We start from the raw sequence: 21,204 nt of genomic DNA, 5'->3' as shown, positions 1-21,204 counted from the left end.
GACGGCCTCTTCCAGCCCACCTCAGCAAGGGAGCGTCGAGCACATGCCTGAGCAGTACTGGGGACCGGACTTCGAGTCGCTGCAGAAGATCGATCCGGAGATCGCCGGCGTGGTCCTGGACGAGCTGGACCGGCTGCGCGGCGGGCTTCAGCTGATCGCGAGCGAGAACTTCACCTCACCGGCGGTGCTGGCCGCGCTGGGCAGCACGCTGAGCAACAAGTACGCCGAGGGCTATCCCGGCAAGCGGTACTACGGCGGCTGCGAGGTGGTCGACCGGGCCGAGCAGATCGGCATCGACCGCGCCAAGGCGCTGTTCGGCGCCGAGCACGCCAACCTGCAGCCGCACTCGGGCGCCAGCGCCAACCTGGCCGTCTACGGCGCGTTCCTGAAGCCGGGTGACACCATTCTGGCGATGTCGTTGCCGCACGGCGGCCACCTCACCCACGGCACCAAGGTGAGCTTCTCGGGCAAGTGGTTCAACGCGGTCAGCTACGGCGTGGACCCCAAGACCGAAGACATCGACTACGACCAGGCCCGGGCGCTGGCCGCCGAGCACCGTCCCAAGATGATCATCTGCGGTGGCTCGGCCATCCCGCGGCTGATCGACTTCGCCGCGTTCCGCGAGATCGCCGACTCGGTGGGCGCGATCCTGATGGTCGACGCCGCGCACTTCATCGGCCTGGTCGCCGGCAAGGCGATCCCGTCACCGGTGCCCTATGCCGACGTGGTCACCTTCACCACCCACAAGGTGCTGCGCGGCCCCCGCGGCGGCGCGCTGGTGTGCAAGGCCGAACACGCCGCCAAGCTGGACAAGGCGGTGTTCCCGATGATGCAGGGCGGCCCGCTGATGCACGCGATCGCGGCCAAGGCGGTCAACCTCGCCGAGTGCGCCACGGCTGAGTACCAGGCCTATGCCAGGCAGGTGATCAGCAATGCCCAGGCGCTGACCGCGGGCCTGGCCGAGGCGGGCATGCGACCGGTCACCGGCGGCACCGACACCCACCTGGCGTTGCTGGACCTCACACGCATCGGGGTCAGCGGCCGGGACGCCGAGAACCGCTGCGACGCCGCCGGCATCGTCCTGAACAAGAACGCCATCCCCAACGACCCGGCGCCGCCCTCGATCGCCTCCGGCGTCCGGGTGGGCACCCCGTCGGTGACCACCCAGGGCATGACCGAGCCGCAGATGGCGCACATCGCGCGACTGATCGGCCGGGCGGTCACCAGCGACGACGCGGCAATGCACGCCGACATCCGCGCCGAGGTGAGCACGCTGGTCGCCGCTCATCCGGCCTACCCGCAGGGATGAGCGCGAAGCTGGCCTAGCTCATGCACCCGTCCCTGGAATACGCACTGGTCGGCCTGATCGCCGCCCTCGGGACGTTTCTGTGCACCCCGCTGGCCCGCCAGGTCGCCACCCGCTGGGGGGCGGTGGCCAAGCCACGCGACCGGGACGTGCACGCCGTGGACACCCCGCGCCTGGGTGGCGTCGCGCTGCTGGCCGGCTTCGCGGTGGCGATGCTGGTCGCGCACGCCCTGCCCACCCTGCGCAGCACGTTCGGCAACGGCAGTGAGATCACCGGCGTGCTGTGGGGCGGCCTGATCATCTGCGCGGTCGGCGTCCTGGACGATCGCTACGAGCTCGACTCGCTGACCAAGTTCGCCGGCCAGGTCACCGCGGCAGCCGTGATGTCGATCGTCGGCGGCATCCAATTGCTCTACATCTACGTGCCGTTCGGCGACATCGGCACGATTCCGCTGGACCGGGACGCCAGCGTGGAACTGACCATCCTGCTCACCGTGCTGACCGTGAACGCGATCAACTTCATCGACGGCCTGGACGGCCTGGCCGCCGGGGTCACCGCGATCCAGGGGATGGCGTTCTTCGGTTACAGCTATCACCTGGCCCAGGTCGGCAACACCGACATCGCGGCGGCGCCGACGCTGATCTGCGCCGGCCTGGTCGGCGCCTGCATCGGGTTCCTGCCGCACAACTTCGCCTCCGCCCGGATCTTCATGGGCGACTCGGGCTCGATGCTGGTCGGGTTGATGCTCGCGGCCGGGGCGACCACGGCCTCCTCGCAGGCCGATCCGCAGTCCCTCGGCATCAAGGGAACCCTGCCGCTGTACCTGCCGCTGATATTGCCGCTGGCCGTGCTGGCGCTGCCGCTGTTCGACCTGGTGCTGGCGGTGCTGCGGCGGTTGCGGCGCGGCCAGTCGCCGTTCGCGCCCGACAAGGAGCACCTGCACCACCGGCTGATGGACCTGGGCCACACCCATCGCCGGGCGGTCCTGCTGCTGTACTTCTGGTCGGCGGTGCTGGCCTTCGGGGCAGTGGCCATGTCCTTCAGCACCGGGCCCTGGCTGGTGCTGGCGGTGGTGGCCGGCCTGCTGGCGGCCGGCCTGCTGGCGACCGCCATCCCGCGGCTGCGTTCGGCCAGGCCGTGAGCGGGCCGCTGCCGGTGACCGGGCCGGCGTCCCGGTCGGTGCCCAGGTCCAGGGCGGTGACGCTGCGCTGGCTGACGCTGGCGGCTGCCGCGGCGCTCGGGCTGCTGGCGTTCAGCGTGCTGTCGGGAGCCGGCGCCCGGGCCGGGCTCAGCTTCGTCGGCGGACTGGCCCTGGCGGTGGCGTCCTTCGAGTTCGGGGCGTTCAACATCCGGTTCGTCGGCCGTCACCTGCCGGCCATGACCCTGCCGGTGGCGATGTTGAGCTACCTGACCACCGCGATCGCGCTGGGGCTGGTGCTGGCCGCCTCGAGCCCGCGGGTGGTGGACGGGCCGGCGATCGCGGTGGGCCTGTTCACCGGGCTGGTGATCTGGCTCGGCACCGAGCTGGCGGCCTCGCGGGCCGTGCGAGAGCGCCTGTGAATGCCTGTTAGCATTCCCTTACAAATGCACAGTTCGCCGCGTCCCAGCGCCCCGGACCAGGGTGGCGGAGATCCGTGGGCTGCCTTCGGCTATCTTGTAGCCGGAGTGCTGTTCTACGGGTTCGTGGGCTGGCTGCTGAGCATCTGGTTGCATGCCGACTACTGGATTCCAATCGGGATTCTGGTCGGAGCCGGTTTCGGAATGTACATGGTGTTCGCCCGGTACAGCCTCAAAGCGCCCGATACCGAGCATCGCACGGCAAGTAGTACTCCGTCCAAGGAGTGGACGACGTCTGACGACGAGGCAGCCCGAACACAGCGGCCAGATAGTGATGACCGAGGAGAGACTGCGTGAGCCACACCGGCGAAGTCCTGACAGCAGCTGAAGGATTCCACGCCCCTGGGCCGGCTGAGTTCTTCCTGCCTGATTTCACAGGCCGTCACTGGGACGAGTCCGGTTACCAGGTGCTGCTGACCAAGGCCTCGCTGCTGCTGGTGCTGGGCGCGGTGCTCGCCTACCTGTTCCTGGCGATGACCTCGCGGCGCAGCGCCGTGGTGCCGAGCAAGGGCCAGTACCTCGGCGAGCAGGCCTACAACTTCGTCCGCAACGGCGTCGCCCAGGACATCATCGGAGCCAAGCACTTCCGCCGCTACGTCCCGCTGCTGGTGTCGCTGTTCTTCTTCATCGTGATCAACAACCTGTTCGGCATCGTGCCGATTCTCGCCTTCTCGCCGTTCTCGCGGGCCAGCTTCGCCTACGGCCTGGCGCTGCTGGTCTGGCTGATCTACAACGGCGTCGGCGTCATGGAAAAGGGCCTTGTCGGCTACCTCAAGCACACCACGGTCCCCTCGGGGGTGCCCGGCTGGATCCTGCCGCTGCTGATCCCGCTGGAGTTCCTGTCCAACATCCTGATCCGGCCGGTGACGCTGTCGCTGCGTCTGTTCGCCAACATGTTCGCCGGGCACCTGCTGCTGGTGCTGTTCTCCACCGGCGGCGCCTACCTGCTGATCACCGCGACCGGCTCGCCGGTGCTCAAGCCGGCCGGCGTGCTGGCCTTCGCGCTCGGGGTGGCGATCGGCTTCCTCGAGATCGTGGTGGCCCTGCTGCAGGCCTACGTCTTCACCTTGTTGACCGCGCAGTACATCTCCGGGGCGCTGGCCTCCGAGCACTGAGTTTTCCGGCACCACCTGTAACGCCCGCGCACCGTGCGCATCAGCGATAACGATCACGATCGGCCACGCCGGCCGAGAAACGGAAGGAAACCCCCCATGGAAGGCTCGCTCAACATGGTCGGCTACGGCCTGGCGGCTATCGGCCCCGGCATCGGCATCGGTCTGATCTTCGCCGCCTACATCAACGGCACGGCGCGTCAGCCCGAGATGCAGAGCCGGCTGCAGCCGATCGCCATTCTCGGCTTCGCTCTCGCCGAGGCGCTGGCCATCATCGGTATCGCGCTCGCCTTCGTCATTTAGCCCGGCAGCTTGAAGAGCAGTCCACCGATCTCCTAGGGGTGCGTTATGTATCTGACTCTGCTCGCCGCTGAAGAAGAGGGGCACGAGCCGAACCCGCTGGGCTTCGTGCTGTCCGAGTTCATCCTGGTGCTGATCATCTTCGGCATCCTGCTCTTCCTGATCAGCAAGTTCGTGGTGCCGCGGTTCGAGAAGGCCTTCGACGCCCGCCGGGACGCGATCGAGGGCGGCATCGCGCGCGCCGAGCAGGCCCAGGCCGAAGCCGCCCGGCTGTTGGAGCAGTACAACGCCCAGCTGGCCGAGGCCCGCACCGAAGCCGCTCAGATTCGGGAGGGCGCCCGCGCCGAGGCGCAGCACATCGTCGAGGAGCTGCGCACCCAGGCACAGCAGGAATCGGCTCGGATCATCGCTCGCGGCGAGGAGCAGTTAGCAGCCCAGCGCGGCCAGGTGGTGCGTGAGCTGCGCGGCGAGATCGGCGTCCTGGCGATCGAGCTGTCGGAGAAGATCGTCGGTCAGCGCCTGTCTGACGACGCCGCGATCCGCGGCACCGTGGACGCGTTCCTGGCCGACATCGAGCGCCAGCAGGCAGGCGAGCAGCGATGATCCACGCCGCCGCCTCGCGTTCTGCCCTTGCCGACCTGCGCAAGCGGCTGAACGCGGTGCTGCCCGATTTGTCCAATACTCTCCTCAACTGGATTCCGCTGCTGCGTCGCTATGAGGACGGCAGCCGGCACCGGGAACTGGCCGATGAGCTGTACGAGGTCGCGGGGCTGCTGAGCAAGCAGGCCCGACTGCGACGCGCGCTGGGCGACCCCTCGACCGATGCCGCGGCGCGCGCGGACCTGGCCCGCTCGCTGTTGCGGGGCCAAGTCGGCGACGTGGCGCTGGGACTGGTCGCCGACGCGGTGTCCATGCGCTGGTCATCGCCGTGGGACCTGGCCGACGCCCTGGAGATCCTGGGCAATGACGTGCTGCTGGCTGCGGCCGAGCAGGACGGCCAGCTCGACACCGTCGAGGACGAGCTGTTCCGGTTCGAGCGGGTCCTGGCCGATTCCGGGGAGCTCTCAGCCGCGCTGGACGAGACCGGCGTGCCGGCCGAGCGCCGCCGTGGCCTGCTGCGCTCGCTGCTGGGTGCGAAAGTGCACCCGATCACGGCCCAACTGCTCGAGCACGCGGTGACCAGTGGCCGGCGACCTACCCTGACGTTGGCGATCGATGACCTGCTGCAGGCCAGCGAGGCCCGCCGGGCACACTCGGTCGCCCGGGTGCTGACGGCCACCGAGCTGACCCCGGAGCAGACCGAGCGGCTGGCGGCGGTGCTGACCCGGATCTACGGTCGAGAGATAAACGTACGAACCGCTATCGATGAAAACGTCAAGGGCGGCCTGGTGGTCCGAGTAGGCAACGAGGTCATCGACGGCAGCGTCGCCAGCCGGCTGGCCGCCGCCCGCACCGTATTCGCCGGCTGAGAAGTGAACACTGAGAAGTGAACAACGTGACCACGCATCATCGGATGATCAAGATTGAGGGACCACATGGCTGAGCTGACGATCTCTGCCGAAGAGATCCGGACCGCACTCGAGGGCTACGTGTCCTCGTACTCGCCGGAAACCTCCCGCGAAGAGGTCGGGACCGTCGCTGACATCGGTGACGGCATCGCCCACGTCGAGGGCCTGCCCAGCGTGATGACCAACGAGCTGCTCCGGTTCGAGGGCGGCACCCTCGGGCTCGCGCTGAACCTCGACGTCCGTGACATCGGTGTCGTCATCCTGGGTGACGACTCCGAGATCATCGAGGGCCAGCAGGTCAAGCGGACCGGCGAGGTCCTGTCGGTCCCGGTCGGCGACGCCTTCCTGGGCCGGGTGGTCAACCCGCTGGGCATCCCGATCGACGGCCTCGGCGACATCAACTCCGACGCCCGTCGCGCTCTGGAGCTGCAGGCGCCCTCGGTGGTGATGCGTCAGGAGGTCCGCGAGCCGCTGTTGACCGGCATCAAGGCCATCGACGCGATGACCGCGATCGGCCGGGGCCAGCGCCAGCTGATCATCGGCGACCGGCAGACCGGTAAGAGCACCGTCGCCCTGGACGCGATCATCAACCAGCGCGAGAACTGGGCGACCGGTGACCCGAAGCAGCAGGTGCGCTGCATCTACGTCGCCATCGGCCAGAAGGGCTCCACCATCGCCGGCGCCCGCAAGGCCCTGGAGGAGGCCGGCGCGCTGGAGTACACCACCATCGTCGCCGCCCCCGCCTCGGACTCGGCCGGCTTCAAGTACCTGGCCCCCTACACCGGCTCGGCCATCGGCCAGCACTGGATGTATGACAGCAAGCACGTCCTGATCGTGTTCGACGACCTCTCCAAGCAGGCCGAGGCCTACCGCGCCGTGTCGCTGCTGCTGCGCCGCCCGCCGGGCCGCGAGGCCTACCCGGGCGACGTGTTCTACCTGCACTCGCGCCTGCTCGAGCGCTGCGCCAAGCTGTCCGACGAGCTCGGCGGCGGCTCGATGACCGGCCTGCCGATCATCGAGACCAAGGGCAACGACGTCTCGGCCTACATCCCCACCAACGTCATCTCGATCACCGACGGCCAGTGCTTCCTGGAGACCGACCTGTTCAACGCCGGCGTCCGCCCGGCCATCAACGTCGGCATCTCGGTGTCGCGCGTCGGCGGCGCCGCGCAGACCAAAGCGATGAAGTCCGTCGCCGGCCGGCTCCGGGTCGACCTTGCCCAGTACCGCGAGCTCGAGGCCTTCGCCGCCTTCGGCTCGGACCTGGACAAGGCCAGCCAGCAGCAACTGCGCCGCGGTTCCCGGCTGGTCGAGCTGCTCAAGCAGCCGGCCGCGTCGCCGTTCCCGGCCGAGCGTGAGGTCGTCTCGATCTGGGCCGGCACCACCGGCCAGCTCGATGACCTCGAGGTCGCCGACGTCCGCCCGTTCGAAGCGGCCCTGCACGATTACATCGCAAACGACAAGCAGGAGATCTTCGACAGCATCATCAACACCGGCAGGCTCGAGGACGACACCATCGCGCAGCTGGAGAGGGCGGTCGTCGAGGTCAAGGCGCAGTTCACCTCCACGGTGACCAAGAAGGCCGACGGCCAGCCCCGGCCCCGGCGGGACGACAACCAGCCCGAGTCCCGGCGGGCCGACGGCCAGTCCGAGTCCGGGCGGGCCGACAACCAGCTTGAGTCCCAGCGGGCCGACAACGCCGATTCGGCCGTTCCGGCAGGCGCCACCGCCGCGGGCGCGACCGCCCAAGAAGACGTGAAGTAGCCGATGGGCGCCCAGCTCCGGATCTACCGGCGGCAGATCAAGTCGGTCCAGTCGACCCAGAAGATCACCAAGGCGATGGAGCTCATCGCCGCGTCACGCATCGTCAAGGCCCAGAACCGGGTCAACGCGGCCCGGCCCTACGCCGACGAGCTGACCCGGGCGCTGGCCGCCCTGGGCAAGGACTCCTCGCTCAAGCACCCGCTGCTGACCAGAGCCGAGAACGCCAAGCGCACCGGCATCCTGCTGGTGACCTCCGACCGCGGTCTGGCCGGCGGTTACAGCGCCAACGCGATCAAGAAGGCCAACGAGCTCGCGGCCTCCGTCCGGGCCGAGGGCAAGGAGCCGGTGATCTACGTCATCGGACGTAAGGGCGTCGCCTTCTACCGGTTCCGCCAGATCCAGCTCGCCGACAGCTGGACCGGGTTCTCCGAGCAGCCGACCTTCCTCGACGCCCGCGGCGCAACCGAGGCGGTGGTCTCGGCGCTGCTGGCCACCAGCCAGGGCCAGTCCAACGACCAGGCCGGCATCGACGAGCTGTTCATGGTTTATACCCGGTTCGAGTCGATGGTCAACCAGACCCCGACGGCGGCGCTGGTGGCCCCGGTCCAGCTCTCCGAGGCCGAGCAGGCCGTCCAGGACGAGCGGGATGCCGAGGCCAAGTCCTCAGGGTCCTCGAGCAACCCGGGGCCGGCGTATGAGTTCGAGCCCGAACCCGAGGAGCTGCTGACCGCCCTGCTGCCGCGCTACGTCCGCGCCCGGATCTTCTCCGCGCTGCTGGAGTCGGCGGCGTCGGAGTCGGCAGCGCGGCGACGGGCCATGAAGTCGGCCTCGGACAACGCCTCGGACCTCATCAAGGTCTACACCCGGCTGGCCAACCAAGCCCGCCAGGCTGAAATCACCCAGGAAATCAGTGAGATCGTCGGTGGCGCCGACGCCCTCGCGGCAGCAGGAAGTGACTACTGATGAGCACTGTGATGGAAAATCCCGCCAGCACCGACGGCACGGCGGCGCCGGTTCGCGGCCGTGTCGTCCGAGTGATCGGACCGGTCGTCGACATCGAGTTCGGCCGAAACAGCCTGCCGGCGCTCTACAACGCGCTGAAGGTCGACATCGAGCTCGGCGAGCTGTCCAAGACCCTGACGCTGGAGACCGCGCAGCACATCGGTGACGACATGGTGCGTGCGATCGCGCTGCAGCCGACCGATGGCCTGGTGCGGGGCGCGGAGGTGACCGACACCGGCGCCGCGATCAGCGTCCCGGTGGGCGACATCACCAAAGGCCACGTGTTCAACGCCCTGGGCGAGCCCCTGGACGAGGCCGGCAAGAAGCTGGAGTTCACCGAGCGCTGGTCGATCCACCGCTCACCGCCGGCCTTCGACCAGCTGGAGTCCAAGACCGAGCCGATGTGGACCGGCGTCAAGGTCATCGACCTGCTGACCCCGTACGTGGTCGGCGGCAAGATCGGCCTGTTCGGCGGAGCCGGCGTCGGCAAGACGGTGCTGATCCAGGAGATGATCTACCGGGTCGCTGAGAACTTCGGTGGCGTGTCGGTGTTCGCCGGAGTCGGCGAGCGCACCCGTGAGGGCAACGACCTGATCGCTGAGATGACCGAGTCCGGCGTGCTGGAGAAGACCGCGCTGGTGTTCGGGCAGATGGACGAGCCGCCGGGCACCCGGCTGCGGGTCGCGCTCTCGGCGCTGACGATGGCCGAGTACTTCCGCGACGTGCAGGGCCAGGACGTGCTGCTGTTCATCGACAACATCTTCCGCTTCACCCAGGCGGGTTCAGAGGTGTCGACGCTGCTCGGCCGGATGCCCTCGGCGGTGGGGTACCAGCCGACCCTGGCCGATGAGATGGGCCAGCTGCAGGAGCGGATCACCTCGACCCGCGGTCACTCGATCACCTCGATGCAGGCGATCTACGTGCCCGCCGACGACATCACCGACCCGGCGCCACACACCGCCTTCGCCCACCTTGACGCCACCACCGTGCTCTCGCGGCCGATCTCGGAGAAGGGCATCTACCCGGCGGTGGACCCCCTGGACTCCACCTCCCGGATCCTGGACGCCCAGTACATTGGCGAGGAGCACTACTCGGTGGCCTCGGAGATCAAGCGGATCCTGCAGCGCTACAACGAGCTGCAGTCCATCATCGCGATCCTAGGCATCGATGAGCTCTCCGAAGAGGACAAGATCCTGGTCGGCCGGGCTCGCCGGATCGAGCGGTTCCTGTCGCAGAACACCTACGTGGCCAAGCAGTTCACCGGCATCGAGGGTTCCTTCGTGCCGATCGAGGAGACCATCGACGCGTTCAAGCGGTTGGCCGCCGGTGACTTCGACAACTACCCGGAGCAGGCGTTCTTCATGTGCGGTGGCGTCGAGGACCTGGAGAAGAAGGCCCACGAGCTCAAGAACTCCTGACCTGTAGCGGTCAGGAGTCGAGGCAGGGTCAGCGAGCGAGGAGCGCAACGAATGGCTAGCAACGCCACCATGCAGGTCGAACTGGTCTCGGTCGACCGTCAGATCTGGTCGGGAGAGGCCACCGCGGTCTATGCCCGCACGCCTGAAGGCGAGATCGGCGTCCTGCCCGGCCACACGCCGCTGCTTGGCGCGCTTGTTCCAGGCTGGCTGGTGCGCATCCTGCGTGCCGATGGCGTCGAGCAGCGGGTGGCGGTGCACGGCGGGTTCCTGTCGGTGCGTGCCGATGGGGTGTCGGTGCTGGCCGAGATGGCCGAGACCGCTGACGAGGTCGACGTTCCCCGGGCTCGGCAGGCGCTGGAACGGGCCGGCGACGGCAACGACGAGGAATCCGTCGAGGCCCGCAACCGGGCGCTGGCAAGGTTGCGCGCCGCGGGCGAGCAGATTTAGCGGTTTCAGCGTCCGTCCGGCAAGCTGGACAGGCAGCGTGAAGGAGGCACCCGATTGGCGGAGATCGAGCTCTCCGTTCTGATCGTGGTGTGCGTGCTGCTCGTCTGCGGGCTGGTGCTGTGGGTTTCGGTGGTGCTGCACCAACGGCGGGTGGTCGGCTCGGCCGGTGGCTTGCCGATGGCGCTCAAGCGTGACGACCAGCGCTGGTCCAACGGGGTCGGGCGCTACGCCGGCGACGAGCTGATCTGGTACCGCACCCTGTCGCTGTCACCGAAGCCGGCGCTGCGGATGCCGCGCTCTGACCTCGAGGTCATTCTGAGCCGGCCTTGGGATCCGCAGCGGGACATGGCGCTGCGACCGAACCTGATGATCGCCGAATGCCGGTTTCGGGGCTCCAAGGTCAGCTTGGGCTTTCCGGACAACGGGCTGACCGGCTTCCTGTCGTGGCTCGAGGCGTCGGCGCCCCGGTTCTGACCGCGGTGTGTGCGTGATCCGGCGTGTGGCCGGGCTGGATCAGATGGCGGCCGAGGTTCTCAGACGGCGGCCGGACCGCCCGGCTGCCACAGCACGTCGGTGCCCGCGTTCGCGCACCGGGCCAGGATGAACAGCAGGTCCGAGAGCCGGTTGAGGTAGGTGGCGGCCAGCTGGTTGGTGTGCTCGGGATCGGCCTCGATCAGCGCCCAGGTGCTGCGCTCGGCGCGCCGGGTGACCGTCCGGGCCACGTGCAGCAGCGCCGCCCCGGGGGTGCCGCCGGGCAGGATGAAGCTCGCCAGCGCAGGCAGCTCGGCGTTGAACTCATCGCACCAGGCTTCCAGCCGGCTGAGGTAGCTCTCGGTGATCCGCAGCGGCGGGTGCTTCGGGTCGGCCACGATCGGGGTGCACAGGTCGGCCCCGACGTCGAACAGGTCGTTCTGCACGTGCCTGAGCACCGCCGCGATGGGTTCGGCCAGCTCGCCGAGGGCCAGGGCGGCCCCCACAGCGGCGTTGGTCTCATCCGAGTCGGCATAGGCAGCGACCCGGACGTCGGTCTTGGGCACCCGGCTCAGATCACCCAGCCCGGTCGTGCCGTTGTCGCCGGTCTTGGTGTAGATGCGGGTCAGGTGTACGGCCATGGGCCCCAATCTAGGCGGGCTGCCGGCAAGGCGGCACACCGCGGGCAGCTCGGCGCGCTGATCGGCACGCAGGCGGCGGGCCGGCCGGCACCGCTCAGTGCGCCGCTACTCGTCCAGCAGCTCGCGTGCCCGGTCGGCGTCGACGGCGAACACCAGCAGGTCGTAGCTGTCCCGGTCCAGCCGCGACACCGAGCAGCGGATGCCGCGTTCGGACAGCAGGTTCTTGGCCGCCAGCACCTGCGAGCGGGGAGCGTGGGACAGCACCGGGGTCAGCAGCCCGAGATCGGCGTTCGGGCCGCCGGCCGGTCGCCCGGTGCGCGGCCGGGACGGCTGGAACACCCACCGGCTGGCCAGCATCAGCATGGTCACGATGCCGATCGCCCACGCCAGGATGCTCAGATCGAAGCCCATGCCAATCCCTCCCGCATCGACCGTCCGGTCCACCTCGCTCAAGCATTACAGGCGTTCGCCAGCCGGCGCGAGCTGCTCAGGGATCGGCGGCTATCGTGCGAGCATCGGCCCGGCCGCCCGGATCGCACGCCCAGAGGAGACAGACGCCATGACACAGCAGGTAGCGGTTATCGGAGCCGGCCTGATGGGATCCGGCATCGCCCAGGTGGCGGCCGTGGCAGGACTGCGGGTCGCCCTGCAGGACGTCACCGAGGTGGCCCTGCAGCGCGGCCTGGACGGCATCGAGAAGTCGATGACCCGGTTCGTCCAGAAGGGCAAGCTGGCCGAAGCCGACATGCGGGCGGCGCTGGACCGGATCACCACCAGCACCGAGCTGGACTCGGCGGCCGACGCCGACATCGTGGTAGAGGCGGTGTACGAGAGCCTGGACGTCAAGCACGGGCTGTTCCGGACCCTGGACGGGCTGTGCAAGGACGGCGCGGTGCTGGCCTCCAACACCTCCGCGATCCCGATCAGCCAGCTCGCCGCGGCCACCAAGCGGCCGGAGTCGGTGGTGGGCACCCACTTCTTCTCACCGGTTCCGATGATGGCGCTGTGCGAGCTGGTGCGTGGCTACAAGACCTCCGATGACACCCTGGCCAGGGCCCGCGCCTTCGCCGAGCAGATCGGCAAGACCTGCATCGTGGTCAACCGCGACGTCGCCGGTTTCGTCACCACCCGGCTGATCGCGGCGCTGAGCAACGAGGCGGTCCGGTTGCTGGAGACCGGGGTGGCCACCGCCGAGGACATCGACACCGCCTGCAAGCTCGGCTTCGGCCACGCGATGGGGCCGCTGGCGACCCTGGACCTGACCGGCATCGACATCATGCGCAACGCCTCGAACAACATCTACAACGACACCAAGGACGCCAAGTTCGCCCCGCCCGAGCTGCTGTCGCGGATGGTGGTGGCCGGTGACCTCGGCCGCAAGACCGGCCGGGGCTTCTACAGCTACTAGCCGGCCGGCCCGCGCGGGTGCGAACTGAGCCACATCGCCCTGCCTGCCGGTAGCGCGCGTGCCAGACTCTGGCCAGCCGAGTCCCGCACCGAGTCAGGAGCCGCGCCGATGGCCGAGCGGACCAAGCCCTGGGTGATGCGCACCTATGCCGGGCACTCCAGCCCGCTGGAGTCCAACGCGCTGTACCGGCGCAACCTGGACAAGGGCCAGACCGGGCTGTCGGTCGCCTTCGACCTGCCGACCCAGACCGGCTATGACCCCGACGCCGAGCTGGCCCGCGGCGAGGTCGGCAAGGTCGGCGTTCCGATCTCCCACCTGGGGGACCTGCGGACGCTGTTCGACGGCATCCCGCTGGAGCAGATGAACACCTCGATGACCATCAACGCCCCGGCGATGTGGCTGCTGGCGCTCTACCTGGTGGTGGCGGAGGAGCATGCCGCCAAGGCCGGCCTAGATCCTGCGCAGGCACGTTCCCAACTGGCCGGCACCACCCAGAACGACATCGTGAAGGAGTACCTCTCGCGCGGGACGTTCATCTTCGGCCCGGAGCCGTCGCTGCGGCTGATCACCGACCTGATCGCCTACACGGTGGCCGAGGTGCCGAGATGGAACCCGATCAACATCTGCAGCTACCACCTGCAGGAGGCCGGGGCGACGCCGGTGCAGGAGGTCTCGTTCGCGCTGTGCACGGCGATCGCGGTCCTGGACTCGGTGCGCGAGTCCGGCCAGCTGCCGCCGGAGAAGTTCGGCGAGGTGGTGCAGCGGATCTCGTTCTTCGTCAACGCCGGGGTGCGCTTCGTCGAGGAGCTGTGCAAGATGCGGGCCTTCACCCGGCTCTGGGACGAGATCACCGCCGAGCGGTACGGCGTCACCGACCCGAAGCAGCGGCGGCTGCGCTACGGCGTGCAGGTCAACTCGCTCGGCCTGACCGAGGCCCAGCCGGAGAACAACGTCACCAGGATCCTGCTGGAGATGCTCGGGGTGACGCTGTCGAAGAGTGCACGAGCGCGCGCGGTCCAGTTGCCGGCCTGGAACGAGGCGCTCGGGCTGCCCCGGCCGTGGGACCAGCAGTGGTCGCTGCGCATGCAGCAGGTGCTCGCCTTCGAGACCGACCTGCTGGAGTACGACGACATCTTCGACGGCTCGGCCGTGATCGAGGCCAAGGTGGCCGAGATCGCCGCCGGCGCCCGCGCCGAGATCGAGAAGGTGCTGCAGCAGGGCGGGGTGGTGGCCGCGGTCGAGTCCGGTTACCTCAAGAGCGCGCTGGTCTCCTCGCTGGCCGAGCGCCGGCGGCGGATGGAGACCGGTGAGGACGTCGTGGTGGGAGTGAACCGGTTCACCGAGACCGAGCCGAACCCGCTCACCGCCGACGTCGAGGGCTCGATCCTCACGATCGACCCAGGCGTCGAGGCGGCCGCGGTGGCCTCGGTGCGGACCTGGCGGGCCGAGCGCGACCACGCCGAGGTGGCGGCCGGCCTGGCCGAGCTCAAGGCGGTGGCGGCCACCAGCGCCAACCTGATGGCCGCCACCCTGCGCTGCGCCCGGGCCGGCGTCACGACCGGTGAGTGGGCCGGCGCGCTGCGCGAGGTGTTCGGCGAGTACCGGGCGCCGACCGGGGTCTCAGGCGCCGCGAGCGCCGGTGCGGCCGGCGGCGCCGACGAGGCGTTCACCGAGCTGCGCCGCCGGGTCGCCGAGACCGGCGCCGAACTCGGCGGCCGGCTGCGGTTCCTGGTCGGCAAGCCGGGGCTGGACGGGCACTCCAACGGCGCCGAGCAGATCGCCGTCCGGGCCCGCGACGCCGGCTTCGAGGTGGTGTACTCCGGGATCCGGCTGACTCCGGCCCAGATCGTGGCCTCGGCGGTGGAGGAGGACGTCTCGGTGGTGGGGCTGTCGGTGCTGTCCGGCTCGCACCTGTCGGTTGTTCCCGAGGTGCTGGACGGCATGCGGGCCGCCGGCCTGGACGACGTCCCGCTGGTGGTGGGCGGCATCATCCCCGACGTCGACGCCGCCCGGCTGATCAAGCTGGGGGTGGCCCGGGTCTTCACCTCCAAGGACTTCGAGCTGAGCAAGGTTCTCGGCGGGGTGCTGCAGGCGGTCCGGGACGCCAACGGGCTCGACTGAGCCGCTCGCGCCCGGCTGGGTAGGCTGCCCCGGTGCGCCTGGTGATTGCTCATTGCATGGTCGACTACATCGGTCGGCTGACCGCCCACCTGCCGATGGCGCCGCGGCTGCTGATGGTCAAGGCCGACGGCTCGGTGCTGGTGCATTCCGACGGCGGGTCCTACAAGCCGCTGAACTGGATGTCGCCGCCGTGCACCCTCGTCGAGACCGAACTGTCCGACGGCGAGTTCGAGGGCAACGCGCTCTGGACGGTCACCAACAAGACCGGTGATCAGCTGCGGATCACCATCGCCGAGGTGCTGCACGACTCCAGCCACCAGCTCGGGATCGATCCGGGGCTGGTCAAGGACGGCGTCGAGGCGCACCTGCAGGTGCTGCTGGCCGAGCACATCGAAACCCTGGGCGCGGGCTACCGGCTGGTCCGGCGGGAGTTTCCGACCGCGATCGGGCCGGTCGACATCATGGCCCGTGACCCGCACGGGGTGTCGGTGGCGGTGGAGATCAAGCGGCGCGGTGACATCGACGGCGTCGAGCAGCTGACCCGCTACCTCGAACTGCTCAACCGCGATCCGTTGCTGGCCCCGGTCAAGGGCGTCTTCGCCGCCCAGGAGATCAAGCCGCAGGCCCGCACGCTGGCCACCGACCGCGGCATCGACTGCCTGGTGCTGGACTATGACCTGCTGCGCGGCGTGGACGACCCGTCCCAGCGGTTGTTCTAGGGCTCAGCGTTGTTCCCGGGGCGGGGCGTCACACGGACAGCCGCCGCGTTGGCGCGCCGGCCTACCGGCCAGTAACCTCGGCCGCATGACCGCTGTCTCGAAGGGATCCGGCAGCACGGCCCAGCCTTTCAACAGTCCGGCTCAGTCCTCCGGCAGCACGGCCCAGTCCTCCGGAAGCATCGAAGCCGGCGACCGGCAGCGGTTCGAGTCGCTGAACCCGGCGACCGGCGAGCCGCTGGCCAGCTTCGACGTGCACACCGCCGAGGACGTGGCCGCCGCCGTGGAGCGGGCCAGGACAGCGGCCGCATGGTGGGCCGAACTCGGCACGTCCGGCCGCCGCGCCCGGCTGACCGCCTGGCGGGCGCAGCTGGTTCAGCGCACCGACGAGCTGGCCGAGCTGATCTCGCGGGAGAACGGCAAGCCGCACGACGACGCCGTCGTGGAGGTCGTTCTGGCGATCGCGCACCTGGCCTGGGCCGCTCGCAATGCCGGCAAGGTGCTGCGCCGGCGCCGGGTCAACCCGGGGCTGCTGGCGATCAACCACTCCGCCACCCTGGAGTACCTGCCCTTCGGCGTGGTGGGCGTGATCGGGCCCTGGAACTACCCGCTGCACACCCCGATGGGCTCGATCAGCTACGCCCTGGCCGCCGGCAACGCGGTGGTCTTCAAGCCCAGCGAGTACACCCCGGCCGTCGGGCGGTGGCTGGTGGACTCCTTCGCTCAGGTGGTCGGTGAACAGCCCGTCCTGCAGCTGGTCACCGGCTTCGGCGCGACCGGCGCCGGGCTGTGCGAGGCGGGCGTCGACAAGCTGGCCTTCACCGGGTCGGCTGCGACCGGCCGGCTGGTGATGGCCAGCTGCGCCCGCAGCCTCACCCCGTGCGTGATCGAGTGCGGCGGCAAGGACGCCCTGATCGTGGCCGCCGACGCCGACCTGGAACGGGCCGCCGAGCAGGCCGTCTGGGGTGCGATGTTCAACGGCGGCCAGACCTGCGCCGGGGTGGAACGGGTCTACGTCGAGGCGCCGGTCTATGACGAGTTCATCGCCAGGGTCACCGAGCAGGCCGCCGGCATCCGCACCGGCGGGCCGGACGGCCAAGGCAGTCAGGGCCCTCATGGCAGCCAGGGCGTGCCGCACTACGGCGCGATCACCATGCCCGGCCAGCTCGAGATCATCTCCCGGCACATCCGCGAGGCCATCGCGCACGGCGGCCGGGCGCTGGTGGGTGGGCTCGACTCGGTGCGCGGGCCCTACGTCGAGCCGGTGGTGCTGGTCGACGTCCCACCGGACCAGCCCGCCGTCACCGAGGAGACCTTCGGTCCGACCATGGTGATCAGCAAGGTCGCCAACCTCGATGAAGCGGTCGAGGCAGCGAATTCCGGGGATTACGGCCTGGGCGCCTCGGTGTTCAGCCGCGGGCAGGGCCGGCAGCTGGCCGACCGGCTCACTGCCGGCATGGTCAGCGTGAACTCGGTGCTGACCTACGCCTCGGTGCCCGGGCTGCCCTGGGGTGGCAGCGGCCACTCCGGCTTCGGCCGGATCCACGGCCCGGACGGCCTGCGCGAGTTCGCCCGCTCCCGGGCGGTCACCTCGCAGCTGTTCGACATCCCGCTCAAGCTCGCCACCTTCGCCCGCCCGGACGCCTCCATCGGTCAGCTCCGCCAGCTGGCCAGGCTGCGCTGGGGCCGGCGCTGAACGGGTCGGGGCGTGAGACTTCACCCACGCCCGCGGTGCCGCCCGCCGACCGGCCGGATACCGTGATGCCACAACGGCGGTGACCGAGCACTGACCCGGAATGGTCGCTCCCGGCGCCGGCCGCGAGAACGACTGGTGGCGAACAGCGACCTGAAGAGGAGGCACCAGCAGTGGCGCGGAAATTCACTCGAGTCGGCGTGGTCGGCCTGGGCACCATGGGCGCGGGCATCGCCGAGGTGTTCGCCCGCAACGGCCTCAGCGTGGTGGCGGTCGACCGCGACCAGGCCTCGATCACCCGCGGCCGGGGCCACATCGAGCAGTCCACCGGACGGGCGGTGGCCCGCGGCAAGCTGGCCGAGTCCGAGCAGGCCGAGCTGCTGTCGCGGATCACCTTCGACACCGAGATGAAGTCACTGGCCGACGCCGACCTGGTGATCGAGGCGGTGCCCGAGCAGCTGAACCTCAAGCGCGCCATCTTCGCCGCCCTGGACGAGATCTGCGGGCCGGAGACGATCCTGGCCACCAACACCTCGTCGCTGTCGGTCACCGAGATCGCGGTCTCGACCTCGCGGCCCGACAAGGTCATCGGCGTGCACTTCTTCAACCCCGCCCCGGTGATGAAGCTGGTCGAGGTGGTGCGCAGCGTCGTCACCGATCCGGACGTGGTCGCCGACATCGAGGCGTTCGTGGCCTCGCTCGGCAAGACCGACGTCACGATCGGCGACCGGGCCGGCTTCATCGCCAACGCGCTGCTGTTCGGCTACCTCAACCACGCCGCCGCGATGTACTCCGAGCGCTACGCCAGCCGCGAGGACATCGACGCCGCGATGAAGCTGGGCTGCGGCCTGCCGATGGGGCCGCTGGCGCTGCTGGACCTGATCGGGCTGGACACCGCCTACGAGATCCTGGACACGATGTACAAGCAGTCGCGCGACCGGCTGCACGCTCCGACCCCGATCTTCAAGCAGATGATGACGGCCGGCCTGCTGGGTCGCAAGGTCGGCCGGGGCTTCTACACCTATGACGGCCCGGACTCCCCGAACGTGGTGGCCGACGCGCACACCCCGGCGCAGCAGGCCGACACCGAAGGGGCCCGGCCGATCCGGCGGGTCGGCGTCATCGGCTCCGGTGTCATGGCGACCGGCATCATCGAGGTGTTCGCCAGGGCCGGTTACGACGTGCACTTCATCACCCGCTCGACCGAGAAGGTCGCCCGGGTGCACAGCTCGCTGCAGCGCTCGCTGGAGAAGGGCGTGCAGCGCGGCAAGCTGACCGGCGACGAGCGTGACCAGGCGCAGGCCCGCATCACCGGCTCGGCCCGCCTGGACGACCTGGCGCCGATGGACCTGGTCATCGAGGCGGTGGTGGAGGAGCTCTCGGTCAAGCAGGCGCTGTTCGCCAACCTGGACGAGATCTGCCGGCCGGGCGCGATCCTGGCCACCACCACCTCGTCCCTGCCGGTGATCGAGTGCGCGGCGGCCACCTCGCGGCAGGCCGACGTGATCGGCCTGCACTTCTTCAACCCGGCGACGGTGATGGCGCTGGTCGAGGTGGTCAGCACGGTCGCCACCGCCGCCGACGTCGAGGCCACCGCGCTGGCGGTCTGCACCGAGCTGGGCAAGCACCCGGTGCGCTGCGGTGACCGGGCCGGCTTCATCGTCAACGCGCTGCTCTTTCCCTACCTGAACGACGCGGTGAAGATGCTGGAGGCGCACTACGCCACCAGCGAGGACATCGACTCGGCCATGAAGGTCGGCTGCGGCTATCCGATGGGCCCGTTCGAGCTGCTCGACGTGGTGGGCCTGGACGTCGCGCTGGCGATCCAGCGGGAGCTCTACCTCGAGTTCCGGGAGCCGGGCTTCGCGCCCGCCCCGCTGCTGGAGCACCTGGTCACCGCCGGCCGGCTGGGCCGCAAGACCGGCAAGGGCTTCCGCGAGTACACCTGAGCCCAGGCTCAGCAGGCCGCCGGCGCCAGGCGGCCAGAGGTCAGGAGGAGGATCGCCGCATGGTCGCCACCGGATTGCCCGACGTCGTCGAGCTGGAGACGCTGCCCGCCCGGGTGGTCATCTGCGAGGTGGGGCCGCGGGACGGACTGCAGAACGAGTCGGCGATCGTGCCGCTGGAGGTCAAGCTCGAGTTCATCGAGCGGCTGGTCGACGCCGGCCACCAGCTGGTCGAGGTGACCAGCTTCGTGCACCCGTCCTGGGTGCCGCAGCTGGCCGACGCCGAGCAGCTGCTGGACCGGCTGGAGCGCCGGCCCGGCGTCCGCTACCCGGTGCTGGTGCCCAATGCCCGCGGCCTGGACCGGGCGCTGGACGCCGGTGTCACCGAGATCGCGATCTTCGGCAGCGCCACCGAGACCTTCGCCCGGCGCAACCTCAACCGGACGATGGCCGAGTCGGTGGAGATGTTCGCGCCGGTGGTGGCCGGGGCCCGCGAACGCGGCCTGCGAGTGCGCGGCTACCTGTCGATGTGCTTCGGTGACCCGTGGGAGGGCCGGGTGCCGCTGTCCCAGGTGGTGCGGGCGGCCACCGAGTTGATGCGGCTGGGCTGCACCGAGCTGAGCCTGGGCGACACCATCGGGGTGGCCACGCCGGGCCAGGTGCGCGAGCTGCTGCGCCAGCTGACCGAGGCCGGCCTGGACCTGGCCGCCGTCGCGGTGCACTTTCACGACACCTACGGCCAGGCGCTGGCCAACACCCTCGCCGCGCTGCAGTGCGGCGTCACGATCGTCGACGCCTCCGCCGGTGGCCTGGGCGGCTGCCCGTACGCCGAGAGCGCGACCGGCAACCTGGCCACCGAGGACCTGCTGTGGCAGCTGGCCGGCCTGGGCATCGAGACCGGGGTGGACCTGGCCAAGCTGGTTGAGACCAGTGCCTGGATGGCCGGCCAGCTCGGCCGGCCCAGCCCGTCCCGGGTGGTGCAGGCGCTCGCGCCGCACTGAGCCCGGCAGGCCGGCGTCCGTCGTTAGACTTGGCTGATGCCCCGCCGAAACCTGCCCGCTCGGCACGGGACGGCCCGCAAACCCGCCGCCGGGGGCCGGAAATCGGGCGATGAGGGCGGCGAGCTTCGCGCCGGCGAGCAGTCGCAGTCGTGGCGCGGCGTGGAGTACCGGGTGCGAGCAGTGTCCGGCTCGGGACAGTCCGGGTCGGGACAGTCCGCAGCGGCGCCCTACCGGTGCCCGGGCTGCGATCAGCTGCTGCCGGCCGGCCTGGCCCACCTGGTGGCGTGGCCTGCCGATGACCTGGACGCCTCGGACCGGCGGCACTGGCACACCGCCTGCTGGAGTGCCCGGGACCGGCGCGCGCCCACCGTCCAGCGCAGCCGCAACGCCCCGCGCTACGGCTGAGTCCTGCTGCCTAGCTGTAGCGCCCTAGGCCGTGTTGATCAAGTCTGATGTGATCCAGATCAAGGTGGCGGCGAGGCTGAGGGCGGCGCCCCGGTGCGGTACTTCCACGCCATGCCTTCTACAGCGAGCCGGTGATCCGTCCACGGCCGGGACTTGACGGCACACTTGCATTTTGCAAGTATGGCCGCATGAGCCTCTTCATCACCTGCCCGGTCGAGAGCGTCGAGCGCGCGACCGCCTTCTACACCGCCCTCGGCTGGACCCTCAACGCCGAGATGTCCGATCACAACGTGTCGTGCTTCGCGATCGCGCCCGAGCAGTACGTCA

The 21,204-nt window shown here is 69.7% G+C and carries 21 protein-coding genes; 19 read left to right on the top strand and 2 right to left on the bottom strand.

From position 1 onward, the window contains the following. Positions 1 to 43: 43 nt before the first annotated feature. The 12 genes from glyA to VF557_07840 all read left to right on the top strand — a co-directional run bounded on the left by glyA (position 44) and on the right by VF557_07840 (position 10,949). Positions 44 to 1,309: a serine hydroxymethyltransferase gene (glyA, locus tag VF557_07895; protein HEX8080115.1), complete on the top strand. Its 1,266-nt coding sequence runs from the start codon at positions 44 to 46 to the stop codon at positions 1,307 to 1,309. 20 nt (positions 1,310 to 1,329) lie between these two features. Then, positions 1,330 to 2,448, top strand: coding sequence for an MraY family glycosyltransferase (locus tag VF557_07890; GenBank protein ID HEX8080114.1), 1,119 nt, complete (start codon positions 1,330 to 1,332; stop codon positions 2,446 to 2,448). Next, the gene (locus VF557_07885; protein ID HEX8080113.1) at positions 2,445 to 2,867 is read left to right on the top strand and encodes a hypothetical protein; all 423 of its coding nucleotides are present in this window, start codon (positions 2,445 to 2,447) and stop codon (positions 2,865 to 2,867) included. The genes VF557_07890 and VF557_07885 overlap by 4 nt, the downstream gene beginning before the upstream one ends. Positions 2,868 to 3,217: 350 nt before the next feature. Further along, the gene (atpB, locus tag VF557_07880; protein ID HEX8080112.1) at positions 3,218 to 4,039 is read left to right on the top strand and encodes a F0F1 ATP synthase subunit A; all 822 of its coding nucleotides are present in this window, start codon (positions 3,218 to 3,220) and stop codon (positions 4,037 to 4,039) included. A 96-nt stretch (positions 4,040 to 4,135) separates the two neighbouring features. After that, complete coding sequence (gene atpE / locus VF557_07875; protein HEX8080111.1) at positions 4,136 to 4,339, top strand: ATP synthase F0 subunit C; 204 nt, start codon at positions 4,136 to 4,138, stop codon at positions 4,337 to 4,339. Positions 4,340 to 4,384: 45 nt separating this feature from the next. Beyond that, the gene (locus tag VF557_07870) at positions 4,385 to 4,939 is read left to right on the top strand and encodes a F0F1 ATP synthase subunit B (protein ID HEX8080110.1); all 555 of its coding nucleotides are present in this window, start codon (positions 4,385 to 4,387) and stop codon (positions 4,937 to 4,939) included. Next, positions 4,936 to 5,805: a F0F1 ATP synthase subunit delta gene (locus tag VF557_07865; protein ID HEX8080109.1), complete on the top strand. Its 870-nt coding sequence runs from the start codon at positions 4,936 to 4,938 to the stop codon at positions 5,803 to 5,805. The genes VF557_07870 and VF557_07865 overlap by 4 nt, the downstream gene beginning before the upstream one ends. Positions 5,806 to 5,871: 66 nt before the next feature. Then, positions 5,872 to 7,608 (top strand): F0F1 ATP synthase subunit alpha, encoded by a 1,737-nt coding sequence (gene atpA, locus VF557_07860; GenBank protein ID HEX8080108.1) that lies wholly within the window; start codon positions 5,872 to 5,874, stop codon positions 7,606 to 7,608. Positions 7,609 to 7,611: 3 nt separating this feature from the next. Continuing rightward, positions 7,612 to 8,571, top strand: coding sequence for a F0F1 ATP synthase subunit gamma (locus VF557_07855; protein ID HEX8080107.1), 960 nt, complete (start codon positions 7,612 to 7,614; stop codon positions 8,569 to 8,571). Then, complete coding sequence (gene atpD / locus VF557_07850; GenBank protein ID HEX8080106.1) at positions 8,571 to 10,028, top strand: F0F1 ATP synthase subunit beta; 1,458 nt, start codon at positions 8,571 to 8,573, stop codon at positions 10,026 to 10,028. Before VF557_07855 ends, atpD begins: the two co-directional genes overlap by 1 nt. A 51-nt stretch (positions 10,029 to 10,079) precedes the next feature. Beyond that, positions 10,080 to 10,475, top strand: coding sequence for a F0F1 ATP synthase subunit epsilon (locus VF557_07845; protein ID HEX8080105.1), 396 nt, complete (start codon positions 10,080 to 10,082; stop codon positions 10,473 to 10,475). Positions 10,476 to 10,529: 54 nt separating this feature from the next. Beyond that, entirely contained in the window at positions 10,530 to 10,949 is a 420-nt protein-coding gene (locus VF557_07840) for a DUF2550 family protein (GenBank protein ID HEX8080104.1), read from the top strand. 59 nt (positions 10,950 to 11,008) lie between these two features. Here VF557_07840 and VF557_07835 read toward each other — a convergent pair whose 3' ends face one another. Together VF557_07835 and VF557_07830 are read right to left on the bottom strand one after the other, a co-directional pair. Then, complete coding sequence (locus tag VF557_07835) at positions 11,009 to 11,587, bottom strand: cob(I)yrinic acid a,c-diamide adenosyltransferase (protein ID HEX8080103.1); 579 nt, start codon at positions 11,585 to 11,587, stop codon at positions 11,009 to 11,011. 105 nt (positions 11,588 to 11,692) lie between these two features. Beyond that, on the bottom strand, positions 11,693 to 11,998 hold the full coding sequence (locus VF557_07830; protein HEX8080102.1) for a hypothetical protein: 306 nt from the start codon (positions 11,996 to 11,998) through the stop codon (positions 11,693 to 11,695). A 148-nt stretch (positions 11,999 to 12,146) separates the two neighbouring features. On the opposite strand from VF557_07830, the gene VF557_07825 reads away from it, so the two are divergent. The 7 genes from VF557_07825 (at position 12,147) to VF557_07795 (ending at position 20,877) form a co-directional block, all read left to right on the top strand. Continuing rightward, positions 12,147 to 12,995: a 3-hydroxyacyl-CoA dehydrogenase family protein gene (locus VF557_07825; protein HEX8080101.1), complete on the top strand. Its 849-nt coding sequence runs from the start codon at positions 12,147 to 12,149 to the stop codon at positions 12,993 to 12,995. A gap of 24 nt (positions 12,996 to 13,019) precedes the next feature. Further along, complete coding sequence (locus VF557_07820) at positions 13,020 to 15,116, top strand: protein meaA (GenBank protein ID HEX8080100.1); 2,097 nt, start codon at positions 13,020 to 13,022, stop codon at positions 15,114 to 15,116. Positions 15,117 to 15,148: 32 nt separating this feature from the next. Then, positions 15,149 to 15,835 carry an endonuclease NucS gene (gene nucS, locus VF557_07815; protein ID HEX8080099.1) on the top strand — a complete coding sequence of 229 codons (687 nt, stop codon included), beginning with the start codon at positions 15,149 to 15,151 and terminating at the stop codon, positions 15,833 to 15,835. Positions 15,836 to 15,920: 85 nt separating this feature from the next. After that, positions 15,921 to 17,528 (top strand): aldehyde dehydrogenase family protein, encoded by a 1,608-nt coding sequence (locus tag VF557_07810; protein ID HEX8080098.1) that lies wholly within the window; start codon positions 15,921 to 15,923, stop codon positions 17,526 to 17,528. Between the two features lie 170 nt (positions 17,529 to 17,698). Next, positions 17,699 to 19,474, top strand: a complete 1,776-nt coding sequence (locus VF557_07805) for a 3-hydroxybutyryl-CoA dehydrogenase (GenBank protein ID HEX8080097.1) — start codon at positions 17,699 to 17,701, stop codon at positions 19,472 to 19,474. Positions 19,475 to 19,533: 59 nt separating this feature from the next. After that, positions 19,534 to 20,472 carry a hydroxymethylglutaryl-CoA lyase gene (locus tag VF557_07800; GenBank protein ID HEX8080096.1) on the top strand — a complete coding sequence of 313 codons (939 nt, stop codon included), beginning with the start codon at positions 19,534 to 19,536 and terminating at the stop codon, positions 20,470 to 20,472. A gap of 36 nt (positions 20,473 to 20,508) precedes the next feature. Beyond that, positions 20,509 to 20,877, top strand: coding sequence for a hypothetical protein (locus VF557_07795; GenBank protein HEX8080095.1), 369 nt, complete (start codon positions 20,509 to 20,511; stop codon positions 20,875 to 20,877). Positions 20,878 to 21,204: the final 327 nt, after the last annotated feature.

This window comes from Jatrophihabitans sp. (genome assembly GCA_036389035.1).
Classification (GTDB): domain Bacteria; phylum Actinomycetota; class Actinomycetes; order Mycobacteriales; family Jatrophihabitantaceae; genus Jatrophihabitans_A.
This window is presented reverse-complemented; position numbering and strand designations above follow the sequence as displayed.

Coding starts and splice junctions, on each gene's coding strand:
- VF557_07835 (HEX8080103.1), bottom strand. CDS start 11,587: ATGGCCGTACACCTGACCCGCATCTACACCAAGACCGGCGACAACGGC.
- VF557_07825 (HEX8080101.1), top strand. CDS start 12,147: ATGACACAGCAGGTAGCGGTTATCGGAGCCGGCCTGATGGGATCCGGC.
- VF557_07870 (HEX8080110.1), top strand. CDS start 4,385: ATGTATCTGACTCTGCTCGCCGCTGAAGAAGAGGGGCACGAGCCGAAC.
- VF557_07810 (HEX8080098.1), top strand. CDS start 15,921: ATGACCGCTGTCTCGAAGGGATCCGGCAGCACGGCCCAGCCTTTCAAC.
- glyA (HEX8080115.1), top strand. CDS start 44: ATGCCTGAGCAGTACTGGGGACCGGACTTCGAGTCGCTGCAGAAGATC.
- atpE (HEX8080111.1), top strand. CDS start 4,136: ATGGAAGGCTCGCTCAACATGGTCGGCTACGGCCTGGCGGCTATCGGC.
- atpA (HEX8080108.1), top strand. CDS start 5,872: ATGGCTGAGCTGACGATCTCTGCCGAAGAGATCCGGACCGCACTCGAG.
- VF557_07795 (HEX8080095.1), top strand. CDS start 20,509: ATGCCCCGCCGAAACCTGCCCGCTCGGCACGGGACGGCCCGCAAACCC.
- VF557_07830 (HEX8080102.1), bottom strand. CDS start 11,998: ATGGGCTTCGATCTGAGCATCCTGGCGTGGGCGATCGGCATCGTGACC.
- VF557_07845 (HEX8080105.1), top strand. CDS start 10,080: ATGGCTAGCAACGCCACCATGCAGGTCGAACTGGTCTCGGTCGACCGT.
- atpD (HEX8080106.1), top strand. CDS start 8,571: ATGAGCACTGTGATGGAAAATCCCGCCAGCACCGACGGCACGGCGGCG.
- VF557_07865 (HEX8080109.1), top strand. CDS start 4,936: ATGATCCACGCCGCCGCCTCGCGTTCTGCCCTTGCCGACCTGCGCAAG.
- VF557_07800 (HEX8080096.1), top strand. CDS start 19,534: ATGGTCGCCACCGGATTGCCCGACGTCGTCGAGCTGGAGACGCTGCCC.
- VF557_07855 (HEX8080107.1), top strand. CDS start 7,612: ATGGGCGCCCAGCTCCGGATCTACCGGCGGCAGATCAAGTCGGTCCAG.
- VF557_07890 (HEX8080114.1), top strand. CDS start 1,330: ATGCACCCGTCCCTGGAATACGCACTGGTCGGCCTGATCGCCGCCCTC.